This window comes from Aeromonas sp. HMWF017 (assembly GCF_003061465.1).
In the GTDB taxonomy this organism is placed as follows: domain Bacteria; phylum Pseudomonadota; class Gammaproteobacteria; order Enterobacterales; family Aeromonadaceae; genus Aeromonas; species Aeromonas veronii.
In genome coordinates this window covers 21,261-31,907 of sequence record NZ_QAJD01000112.1, presented here as the reverse complement: position 1 = coordinate 31,907, position 10,647 = coordinate 21,261, and the positions used below count along the sequence as shown (strand labels likewise).

11 protein-coding genes are annotated in these 10,647 nt (G+C 59.5%); 1 reads left to right on the top strand and 10 read right to left on the bottom strand.

The features are described from left to right. Positions 1-157: 157 nt before the first annotated feature. The 10 genes from DBR30_RS11300 to glyA all read right to left on the bottom strand — a co-directional run bounded on the left by DBR30_RS11300 (position 158) and on the right by glyA (position 10,006). Positions 158-1,882, bottom strand: coding sequence for a dipeptide ABC transporter ATP-binding protein (locus DBR30_RS11300; protein WP_005358467.1), 1,725 nt, complete (start codon positions 1,880-1,882; stop codon positions 158-160). 487 nt (positions 1,883-2,369) lie between these two features. After that, entirely contained in the window at positions 2,370-2,864 is a 495-nt protein-coding gene (locus DBR30_RS11295) for a phosphatidylglycerophosphatase A family protein (protein WP_108542604.1), read from the bottom strand. Next, the gene (gene thiL / locus DBR30_RS11290) at positions 2,861-3,820 is read right to left on the bottom strand and encodes a thiamine-phosphate kinase (RefSeq protein ID WP_026034998.1); all 960 of its coding nucleotides are present in this window, start codon (positions 3,818-3,820) and stop codon (positions 2,861-2,863) included. The genes DBR30_RS11295 and thiL overlap by 4 nt, the downstream gene beginning before the upstream one ends. A gap of 57 nt (positions 3,821-3,877) precedes the next feature. Next, positions 3,878-4,291, bottom strand: a complete 414-nt coding sequence (gene nusB / locus DBR30_RS11285) for a transcription antitermination factor NusB (protein ID WP_005343514.1) — start codon at positions 4,289-4,291, stop codon at positions 3,878-3,880. Between the two features lie 14 nt (positions 4,292-4,305). Continuing rightward, positions 4,306-4,776, bottom strand: a complete 471-nt coding sequence (ribH, locus tag DBR30_RS11280) for a 6,7-dimethyl-8-ribityllumazine synthase (RefSeq protein WP_005338866.1) — start codon at positions 4,774-4,776, stop codon at positions 4,306-4,308. A 203-nt stretch (positions 4,777-4,979) separates the two neighbouring features. Next, positions 4,980-6,089: a bifunctional 3,4-dihydroxy-2-butanone-4-phosphate synthase/GTP cyclohydrolase II gene (gene ribBA / locus DBR30_RS11275; protein ID WP_108542603.1), complete on the bottom strand. Its 1,110-nt coding sequence runs from the start codon at positions 6,087-6,089 to the stop codon at positions 4,980-4,982. A gap of 147 nt (positions 6,090-6,236) precedes the next feature. After that, on the bottom strand, positions 6,237-6,890 hold the full coding sequence (locus DBR30_RS11270; RefSeq protein WP_108542602.1) for a riboflavin synthase: 654 nt from the start codon (positions 6,888-6,890) through the stop codon (positions 6,237-6,239). A 55-nt stretch (positions 6,891-6,945) separates the two neighbouring features. Continuing rightward, positions 6,946-8,055, bottom strand: a complete 1,110-nt coding sequence (gene ribD / locus DBR30_RS11265) for a bifunctional diaminohydroxyphosphoribosylaminopyrimidine deaminase/5-amino-6-(5-phosphoribosylamino)uracil reductase RibD (RefSeq protein WP_108542601.1) — start codon at positions 8,053-8,055, stop codon at positions 6,946-6,948. A gap of 97 nt (positions 8,056-8,152) precedes the next feature. Next, positions 8,153-8,602: a transcriptional regulator NrdR gene (nrdR, locus tag DBR30_RS11260; protein WP_005338880.1), complete on the bottom strand. Its 450-nt coding sequence runs from the start codon at positions 8,600-8,602 to the stop codon at positions 8,153-8,155. 150 nt (positions 8,603-8,752) lie between these two features. Continuing rightward, entirely contained in the window at positions 8,753-10,006 is a 1,254-nt protein-coding gene (gene glyA, locus DBR30_RS11255; protein ID WP_005338884.1) for a serine hydroxymethyltransferase, read from the bottom strand. Between the two features lie 324 nt (positions 10,007-10,330). Here glyA and DBR30_RS11250 point away from each other — a divergent pair, with 324 nt between their 5' ends. Further along, entirely contained in the window at positions 10,331-10,615 is a 285-nt protein-coding gene (locus DBR30_RS11250; RefSeq protein ID WP_042060069.1) for a hypothetical protein, read from the top strand. Positions 10,616-10,647: the final 32 nt, after the last annotated feature.

The following is a 10,647-nucleotide window of genomic DNA, read 5'->3' as shown; positions in this document are numbered from 1 at the left end:
ACCCACCTTGATATCAGCGGCTGAGACACTGAAGGCGAAACCGGCGGCAAACAGCGCCAGGGCAATCTTGGACAATCCTTTCTTCATCTTGTTCTCCATGCTTTTGGCTTTCTTATGACACTTTTTTTGACAAGCAGACCGGCGCACCGGCGCTCTCCTAGCTTGCGATTTCCAGCCCCTCGCGGGACATTCCCTTGAACTCCGGCATGAGGGAGATCAGCTTGCGGCTGTACTCATGCTCGGCATTGGTAAAGAGTTTCTCGGTCTCGGCCACTTCCACCAGATGACCGTGCTGCATCACCCCGATGCGGTCGCACATCTGGCGGATCACCGGCAGATCGTGGCTGATAAACAGCATGGTAAGCTTGAGCTCCTGCTGCAGATCCTTGAGCAGGTTGAGGATCTGAGCCTGCACCGACACATCCAGCGCCGAGGTAGGCTCGTCACAGATGAGGAAGCGCGGGCGAGTGGCCAAGGCGCGGGCAATGGAGATACGCTGGCGCTGACCGCCGGAGAACTCGTGGGGATACTTGACCCCGGCACCACGACCGAGACCCACGTGATCCAGCAGATCGCCGACGATCCCCTCGATCTGGCTCTCGCTGCTCGCCAGCTGATGGAAGCGGATCGGCTCGGCAATGATGTCGCGCACCTTCATCCGCGGGTTCATCGAGGAATAGGGGTTCTGGAACACCATCTGCATCTGGCGACGCAACGGGCGACGCTCGCGCTCGCTCTTGAGAGCGGTCAGATCGATCCCCTCAAAGAAGATTTTGCCGGTATCAGGCGGATAGAGGCCGGTGATGGCGCGGGCAATGGTCGATTTGCCGGAGCCCGACTCTCCCACCAGACCGAAGGTCTCCCCTTCGAAGATCTCGAAGCTGATGTTGTTGCAGGCGCGTACATACTGGCGGCGGCTCGGGAAGATGGAGTCCTTGGTGACGAATTTCAGATCGACGTTCTCCACCCGCAGCAGCGCCCCTTCATAGGCACGCTCGTCCTGACTCTGGCCGAGCCAGTGGGTCTTGAGGTCGATATTGGTATCCGGCGCACTGGCATCCTCGATATAGGAGACCAGCGGGAAACGCACCAGCTTCACATCGGAGCGGGGTACCGCCGAGATGAGGCTGCGGGTATAGGGGTGATTGGGGCTGCCCAGCACCTGTTCGGTCAGGCCGAACTCCACCAGATCGCCGCGATACATCACCGCCACCTTGTCGGTAACGTTGGAGACCACGCCCATGTCGTGGGTCACCAGCATGCAGCCCACCTGACGCTCTTTGCAGAGGGCGCGGATAAGCTGGAGGATCTGATCCTGAATGGAGACGTCGAGCGCCGTGGTCGGTTCATCGGCGATGATCAGCTCCGGATCGCAGGAGAGCGCGATGGCGATAACCACCCGCTGACGCATGCCACCGGAGAACTGGTGCGGATACTGCTTGATGCGCAGCTCCGGCTGCGGAATCCCCACAGCCCCCATCAGCTCCAATGCCTTGGCAAAAGCGGCTTCACGAGAGAGGTCGGTATTGGCCAGAATGGTCTCCACCAGCTGATGCTCAACGGTGAACAGCGGGTTGAGGGAGGTCATGGGGTCCTGGAAGATGAACCCGATACGGGAGCCACGGATGGCCCGCATCTCGTTCTGGCTCTTGCCGGAGATGAGCTCGCCATTGAGATAGATATCGCCACGGGCGATACGACCCGGCGGGCTCAGGAGGTCGATAACGGCGTTGCCGATGGTGGACTTGCCGGCGCCGGATTCACCGACCACCCCGACAATCTCACCCTTTTCGATAGAGAAAGAGAGATCCTTCACCGCGGCCAGCACCCCGTAGCGGGAGGGGTACTCGATCCGCAAGTTCTTTACTTCGAGCAAGGACATGTTTACCTCTGCGGGGGACATCCGTCCCAAATAATTCGTCCGTAAATCAGCCGCAGATGCCGGTTGTTACCTTGGGCAATATTTGCTCAATCCATGAGGCAGCGAAACCAGCGATCCGGGCGGGTTTTTTGCATTTTTTTGGAATAACCCGCGAGTAACTTAGACGGTTTGACCACGGGTGTAAATGATTGAGTTATACAATTCCGCAATGTTTTGTGCAGATAACCACCAATTCAGCAGAGATAAATGATGATTTTCATCACACAAATGGCCGGTGCGTCCGTACATCTATTGGTATCATTACTTTAATTTCAACAACAACGCAACAAGCAGCATTTATCACTATTTCCAAAACAATCACCAGCCCCGAATGAGTAGTGAATATTTATGTGAAATGGATGATAAACGGCAGCATATGCCGATGAATGAAAATTAAGCAGATATAAATCGGGGGATGCCAGAACGGTCATCCCCCGGAAGATGGCTCTCAACCGAGCCAGAATGCCAGTAATTGCATACAAAACAGGGCGAACAGGCCAGCGATCAGATCGTCCAGCATGATACCCAGGCCACCGTGGATCCGGCGATCAAACCAGGAGATGGGCCAGGGCTTGAGCACATCAAACAACCGGAACAGCGCAAAGCCCGCCACCACCCACTCCCAACCGGCTGGCGCGGCGATCATGGTGACGCCAAAACCGATCACCTCGTCCCAGACGATGGCGCCGTGATCCGGCATACCGATGGCATCGGTGGCGCTCTGGCAGATACGAATACCGACCACAAAACCCACCACCAGCAAGGCGATAAACCAACAGGTCGGCAGCCCGCTCACCAGCAGATAGAGCGGAATGGCCGCCAGGGTGCCCATGGTGCCCGGCGCCTTGGGACTGAGACCGGAACCAAATCCCACCGCCAAAAAATGAAGCGGATTTTTCAGTTCCAGTCGTGTCAGCTCGGGCTTTATCCTGAACAAACTCATGCGAAGTGATCCCACCCTTTCAGTTGCAGCTCGACCGCTTGGTCGCCACGCAGGTAGTCGATGCCCGGTTCGCCCGCCACGATGCGGCCGATGCGGCTGAACTTGACCCCGCTGTGGGCCAACGCCGTATCGAGCGCGCCGCGGTGCTCCTCCGGTACGGTAAAGCAGAGCTCGTAGTCATCGCCACCGGCCAGCGCCAGTTGCCACGCCTCCTGCTCGCTCACCGCGTCCTGCAGCACCGGCGAGAGCGGCAGCAGATCGAGATCGATCTGGGCCCGTACGCCGGAGGCCTTGAGGATATGGCCGAGATCCGATGCCAGCCCGTCGGAGAGATCCAGCGCACTGCCCGCCAGCCCGCGCAGCGCCTGACCGGCCAGAATGCGGGGATGGGGGTGGTCGAGCCGTGGCAGCACGGCAGCCAGCTGGTTCTCGTTGAGGGTGCGTTTGCCCAGCAGGTGAGAGAGCGCCAGCGCGGCATCCCCCAGAGTGCCAGTCACATAGATGCCGTCACCGGCTTTGGCACCGCTGCGCATCAAGGCGCGCCCGGCAGGCACCGATCCCTTCACCGAGATGGTGATGGAGAGCGGCCCGCGGGTCATGTCTCCGCCCACCAGCGCCACATTGTAGTACTCGGCCAGCTCCAGAAACCCTTCGGCAAACCCGGCAACCCAACCTTCGTTGATGGCAGGCAGAGTCAGCGCCAGCGACACCCAGCGCGGCTCGGCCCCCATGGCGGCGAGATCGGAGAGATTGACCGCCAGCGCCTTGTAGCCGAGATCCACCGGATCCATGTCGGGAAAGAAGTGTACGCCGCTCACCAGAGTGTCGGTGCTCACCGCCAGTTGGGTATCGGGGGGCAGGGTCAGCAGGGCACAGTCATCTCCAGGGCCCATCACCACGTCCTTGCGGGCGTGGGGGACCTTGAAGTACTTATCAATCAGCTCAAATTCACCCATACAGTAAAAAGCCAGCAATAAGCTGGCTCCTCTCTTAGATGCTGACGGACAGCAGGATCAACGCTTGTTCAGCGACTTGATCACCTTGTCCAGTACACCGTTGACAAACTTGTGGCTGTCATCGGCAGCAAAAGCTTTGGCCAGCTCGATCGCTTCGTTGATGACCACGCGCGGCGGTACATCATCACGACGGGTCAGCTCGTAGGTCGCCAGACGCAGGATCGCCTTGTCCACCATGTCCACTTCTTCCAGCGGACGGGAGAGGAAAGGTGCAAACACCTTGTCCAGCTCGCTGCAGTGGAGGGCTACCCCGAACAGCAGATCGCGGAAATAGTTCAGGTCTACACCCTTGGTGTCCTGATCGATCTTGAACTGCTCTTCGATGTCACCCACGTTAGCCTTGGTCATCTGCCACTGGTAGATGGCCTGGGTGGCGCAATGGCGGGCTTTACGGCGCTCAGACGGTTTCAATGTACTTCTCCTCGTTACACGTCCAGTTCTTTCAGGACGTTGATCATTTCGAGCGCTGCCAGTGCAGCCTCTGCACCCTTGTTACCCGCCTTGGTACCTGCACGCTCGATGGCTTGTTCAATGTTTTCAGTGGTCAGCACACCGAAGGCAACGGGAATTTCATATTCCATCATTACCTGGGCCATGCCCTTGCTGTTCTCGTTTGCCACCAGGTCGAAGTGGTAGGTGCCGCCACGGATGACAGTACCGACCGCCACGATGGCATCGTATTGACCACTCTTGGCCAGCTTCTTGATGACCAATGGCATTTCAACCGCGCCCGGCACTTTTACCAGTGTCAGGTTGCTGTCCTGCACTTGACCTTGACGCTTCAGTACGTCCACCGCGCCGTTCACCAGACTGTCGTTGATGAAGCTGTTGAAACGGGCAACAACAATAGCAACGCGCGCCTCAGGAGCGGCGATATTTCCTTCGATAACCTTCATTGGAAATCCTGTATCTGTGCAATCAAAAGGGCCGGAGTCAAAAGTGCGCACATTCTAGCACAACAGACCCACGACAAAAACCATGGCCGCAATAGACGGCCATGATCGCGATTTAACCAGTCCGGCGCACTTGCTCGCCGGTAAATTCCACGACTTCCAGACCGAAACCGCCCGGAAGGAGATGGTACTGCTCTGGTAGAACTTTACTCGCCGATGTACTCAACCACTTCCAGACCGAAACCACCGAGGGCATGGTACTTCTTCGGCGAGCTCAGCAGGCGCATCTTGCTTACACCAAGGGCCTTGAGGATCTGGGAACCCACACCAACCCGGCGCGAGGTGCCCTGCCACTTGGCCCCTTCCGGTGCCAGTCCCTTGTCGGCGGCTTCAAAACCCTTGACCCGGGCCAGCAGCTCGGCGCCGTGGGATTCAGCCCCCAAAATCACCAACACCCCGCCTTCGTCAGCGATGCGGGCCATGGATTTGGGCAGCGGCCAGCTGCGGGCGGCGTGGCGGTCGGTCAGCAGCAGATCGCTCAGCACATCGTGCAGATGGACCCGCACCAGTGTCGGCTGATCGGCCTGTACCTCACCCTTTTTCAGGGCGAAGTGAACCTGATTGTCGATGGTGTCGCGGAAGGTGATGAGGTCGAACTCGCCAAACTCGGTAGGCAGCTTGCACTCGGCCACTTTCTCGACCGTGGTCTCGTGCTGGTTGCGGTACTCGATAAGGTCGGCGATGGTGCCGAGCTTGATGCCGTGCTGCTCGGCGAAGATCTCCAAATCCGGACGGCGCGCCATGGTGCCATCTTCATTGAGGATCTCGACGATGACGGAGGCCGCCTCGTAACCGGCCAGACGGGCCAGATCGCAGCCTGCTTCGGTGTGACCGGCACGGGTCAGCACGCCACCATCCTGCGCCATCAGCGGGAAGATGTGACCCGGCTGCACCAGATCGGCCGCCTTGGCATTGGGCGCCACTGCCGCTTGCACTGTCACCGCGCGATCGGCGGCGGAGATACCGGTAGTCACCCCTTCGGCCGCTTCGATGGTCACGGTAAAGGCGGTGGAGAACTGGGCATTGTTGCGATCAACCATCAGCGGCAGCGCCAGCTGCTTGCAGCGATCCCGGGTCAGCGTCAGGCAGATGAGGCCACGGCCGTAGCGGGCCATGAAGTTGATATCCTCCGGACGGACACAGGAGGCGGCCATGATGAGGTCCCCTTCGTTCTCCCTGTCTTCGTCATCCATCAGGATCACCATCTTGCCAGCCTTGATGTCGGCAATGATTTCCTGGGTTGTGCTCAGCGCCATGGGCTACTCCATCTGTCTATTTGGGGATTGAGCCCGCAGGCTCAACGGGAATGCGAGATATGCTGCTCTAGATTGGGGCGCATGGCCCCATTTCAATCGGAGCGGGATCACAGAAAATCGTTTTGGTCGGGGCGAGCACCCCGACCATCAGAGAAAACCTGCCTTGGCCAGCTTGTCCAGAGTCAGGGTGGAGGCGCAGCTCTCCTGACTCTTGCCCATCATCAGGCGCTCCAGATAACGGGCGATCTGATCGACCTCGAGGTTGACCTTGTGACCCGGCTTCCAGCTGGCAATAGTGGTCTCCTGCGCGGTGTGGGGCACGATCGTCAGGCGGAACAGATCGCCCTGCACGGCGTTGACGGTGAGGCTGATGCCATCCACCGCAATGGAGCCTTTCTCGGCGATGTAGCGGGAGAGTTCCCCCGGCGCCTTGATCCAGTACTCGATGGCGCGGCCGCTGCTGGAGACGCTTTTCACCTCCCCTACCCCGTCTACATGGCCGGAGACCAGATGGCCGCCGAGGCGGGAGGTGGGCATCAGCGCCTTCTCGAGGTTGACCCGATCGCCCACCCTAGCGGCGGCAAAGCCGGTGCGCGACAGGGTTTCCAGCGACACATCGGCGGTATAGCTCTTGTCGCCCAGCGCCACCACGGTGAGGCAGACGCCGTTGGTAGCGATGGAGTCGCCCAGTTTGACGTCACTGAAGTCGAGATGCGGTGCATGGACGGTGAGGGCCATGTCATCGCCCTGACGGCGCAGCTCGGCCAGGGTTCCCACCGCTTCGATAATTCCGGTAAACATGCAGATCACCTTGCTGATGACGGGGGCTGATTATGCCCCCTTGAACATTGATAAATCAGGCTATTTTGGCGGTAATGCGAATATCCGGCCCCACCATGCGCACATCCTTGATGGCGAGCTTGGGGGCCTGGAACAGCCGGGTCAGGCCCGGCAGATGGAACAGGCCGCGCCCTTCGTCACCCATCAGTTTGGGTGCCTGATAGAGCACCAGCTCATCCACCAGCCCCTTCTCCAGCAGAGCGCCGCAGAGCCGCGGGCCCGCCTCGACCAGCACCGAGTTGACGTTCTGCTTGGCCAGCAGCATGAAGAGGCTAACCAGATCCAGCTTGCCATCCAGCAGCGGCAGCTCCAACTGCTGCACCCACTCGGGCCACTCGCCGGACGCCTTGTGCCGAGCCAGCAGCACCGGGCTCTCGCTCTGGAATAGCGGCAGATCTGGGGTCAGGCGGTTTTGCGAATCGACAATGACCCGCAGCGGCTGGCGCAGGGTCTCTTTGGGATAGCTCGCCTTGACCGAGGAGGGCAGCTCGTCCCAGCGCACGGTCAGGGAAGCGCCATCGGCCAGCACGGTTTCGGAGCTGGAGAGCACCGCATCGTGGCGGGCCCGCAGTCGCTGCACGTCGCGACGCGCATCGGGGGAGGTGATCCACTGGCTCTCGCCGCTCGCCATGGCGGTGCGGCCATCGAGGCTGGCCCCCAGCTTGACGGTCACCCGCGGGAAGGCGGTACGCATCCGCTTGAAAAAGCCCAGGTTGAGCGCTTCAGCTTCGCTCGCCAGCAGGCCGAAATCTGTCTTGATGCCCGCTTCGGAGAGCATCCGCAGGCCACGCCCACCCACCTGGGGATTGGGATCGACCATGGCCGCCACCACCCGGGCCACGCCAGCATTGATCAGCGCCTCGGCGCAGGGGGGAGTACGACCGTGATGGGAGCAGGGTTCGAGGGTCACATAGGCGGTGGCGCCACGGGCGTTGTCACCGGCGGCGCGCAGGGCGTAGACCTCGGCATGGGGCTCGCCCGCCTTCTGGTGCCACCCTTCGCCCACCACCACGCCATCTTTGACCAGCACGGCACCGACGCAGGGGTTGGGGGCCGTGGTGTAGCGGCCGCGGCGGGCCAGTTCGAGGGCCCGACTCATCCATTGGTAATCATCTTGACTAAACATTCGGGCTCCTTTGACAACACATCTCGGCTTTACGCAGTATCGTAGGTTCGATTAGCGCAGTGTAATCGGACGCGGCAACATGGGTAAGAATGGCGGTTTACTTCTCCAGCTTGGCGATCTCTTCGCCGAACTCGCGAATATCTTCGAAGCTGCGATAGACGGAGGCAAAGCGGATATAGGCCACCTTGTCCAGACTCTTGAGCTCATCCATCACCAGATTGCCCACCAGCTCGGAGGCGACTTCGCGCTCGCCGGTGGCACGCAGGCGGGATTTGATATGGTTGACCGCTTTTTCGATGGCCTCCATGCTCACCGGCCGCTTCTCCAGCGCCCGTAGGATGCCAGCGCGCAGCTTGTCTTCGTTGAACGGCTCGCGGGAGCCGTTGGACTTGATGACGCGGGGCATCACCAGCTCGGCCATCTCGAAGGTGGTAAAACGCTCGTGACAGAGCAGACACTCACGACGGCGGCGCACCTGATGGCCTTCTGCCACCAGACGGGAATCGATCACCTTGGTATCAACCGCACTACAGAATGGGCAATGCATCGGACCTCCGGCGTTAATGGAACAGGGACCGGCCTGACGGGCCAGGATCTAGGTCGGCCAGTGTAGCACGGCCATCCAAAACCGGTAAAAGCCAGAAAAAACAATGCCACCCGAGGGTGGCATTGGTCTCAAACCGAACGGTCTGACTTATCAGCCATAAACCGGGAAGCGGCGGCAGATATCCAGCACCTTCTCGCGTACGGTGGCCAGCACGGCATCGTTGTCGTGGTTGTCCAGTACGTCGCAGATCCAGTGGGTCAGCTCGATGGACTCGGCTTCCTTGAAACCACGGCGGGTGATGGCCGGGGTACCGATACGCACACCGGAGGTGACGAACGGGGAGCGCGGGTCGTTGGGCACGGAGTTCTTGTTGACGGTGATGTTGGCTTTGCCCAGTGCAGCGTCAGCATCCTTACCGGTCAGCTCGCGGCCGATCAGGTCAACCAGCATCAGATGGTTGTCGGTACCGCCGGAGACGATCTTGTAACCGCGCTCGATGAAGGTAGCTGCCATCGCCTTGGCGTTTTTCACGACCTGAGCCTGATAGGTCTTGAACTCCGGTTCCAGCGCCTCTTTGAAGGCAACGGCTTTACCGGCGATGACGTGCATCAGCGGGCCACCCTGACCACCCGGGAAGACGGCGGAGTTGAGCTTCTTGTAGAGCTCCTCGTCGTCAGCGGCGGAGAGGATCAGACCACCGCGCGGGCCGGCCAGAGTCTTGTGGGTGGTGGAGGTGACCACGTGAGCGTGGGGAACCGGGTTCGGGTAGACGCCAGCGGCAATCAGACCAGCCACGTGAGCCATGTCGACGAACAGGTAGGCACCGACCTTGTCGGCGATTTCGCGCATGCGGGCCCAGTCAACGATGCCGGAGTAGGCGGAGAAGCCACCGATCATCATCTTCGGCTTGTGCTCGACAGCCTGACGTTCCATGTCGTCGTAGTCGATCTTGCCGGACTCATCGATACCGTAAGGCACGATGTTGTAAAGCTTGCCGGAGAAGTTGACCGGAGAGCCGTGGGTCAGGTGACCGCCGTGGGCCAGGTTCATGCCCAGTACGGTGTCGCCCGGCTGCAGCAGAGCCATGTAAACGGCGCTGTTGGCCTGGGAGCCGGAGTGCGGCTGCACGTTGGCATAAGTGGCACCGAACAGCTCTTTGGCGCGCTCAATGGCCAGGGTTTCGACCACATCCACATACTCGCAACCACCATAGTAACGCTTGGAGGGGTAACCTTCGGCGTACTTGTTGGTCAGCTGGGAGCCCTGGGCTTCCATGACACGGGGGCTGGTGTAGTTCTCAGACGCAATCAGCTCGATATGCTCTTCCTGACGACGGGTTTCGTCTGTGATGGCCTGCCACAATTGCGGATCATAATTGGCGATGGTCATGTCACGTTTCAACATCCGTTTCTCTCCTGAAAATCGTTTGCGCGTTAGGTGAAGTGGGCGCGGGCATTGTAACGTGAGCTGGATCAAAGAGACAGTCCAACCACCTAAAAAAATGTTGAATTTATGTTGTAAAAAACAATATTCCCTCCCCGTTCAATACCCTGGCCGCTCCGCCAAACGACACATTTTTCATCCCGCGGCGGACGGGCAAAACCCGAAGGGGATCACAACGCCCTCTTTATCCATCCTGTAACATATTCATTCGAAACAAATTTAATAATGATGGAGCTGATTGCAGCCATGCATCCGAGGGGCTGCACCTAACCGGAGGAGTTCAAGATGGACCATCTGCTGACATTCGTGATCCTGGCTGTCTTTTTTCTGTTCTACTGGGTCTACTACACCAGCCAACGCAAACATCTCCCCACCACCTCGTGGGAGCAACTCCCCACCAAAGCCGACTATCTGGCGGCCCACCCTGAATCAGTCGATGGCGACATCATCTTCTGTTATCACTGCGGCCACCACGAGTTGCTGGAGGTAGGCATGGTGCACCTGACCGATTTTCGCCGGGAATGGGTCTGTGCCAAGTGCAAGCAGGTGCTGTTTCGCGAAATAGAATAACGGCGCAGGAACTGGCCCCCTCTGAACGTTGT

Coding starts and splice junctions, on each gene's coding strand:
- ribH (WP_005338866.1), bottom strand. CDS start 4,776: ATGAAGGTTATCGAAGGAAATATCGCCGCTCCTGAGGCGCGCGTTGCT.
- DBR30_RS11300 (WP_005358467.1), bottom strand. CDS start 1,882: ATGTCCTTGCTCGAAGTAAAGAACTTGCGGATCGAGTACCCCTCCCGC.
- glyA (WP_005338884.1), bottom strand. CDS start 10,006: ATGTTGAAACGTGACATGACCATCGCCAATTATGATCCGCAATTGTGG.
- DBR30_RS11270 (WP_108542602.1), bottom strand. CDS start 6,890: ATGTTTACCGGAATTATCGAAGCGGTGGGAACCCTGGCCGAGCTGCGC.
- nrdR (WP_005338880.1), bottom strand. CDS start 8,602: ATGCATTGCCCATTCTGTAGTGCGGTTGATACCAAGGTGATCGATTCC.
- ribD (WP_108542601.1), bottom strand. CDS start 8,055: ATGTTTAGTCAAGATGATTACCAATGGATGAGTCGGGCCCTCGAACTG.
- ribBA (WP_108542603.1), bottom strand. CDS start 6,089: ATGGCGCTGAGCACAACCCAGGAAATCATTGCCGACATCAAGGCTGGC.
- thiL (WP_026034998.1), bottom strand. CDS start 3,820: ATGGGTGAATTTGAGCTGATTGATAAGTACTTCAAGGTCCCCCACGCC.
- DBR30_RS11295 (WP_108542604.1), bottom strand. CDS start 2,864: ATGAGTTTGTTCAGGATAAAGCCCGAGCTGACACGACTGGAACTGAAA.
- DBR30_RS11250 (WP_042060069.1), top strand. CDS start 10,331: ATGGACCATCTGCTGACATTCGTGATCCTGGCTGTCTTTTTTCTGTTC.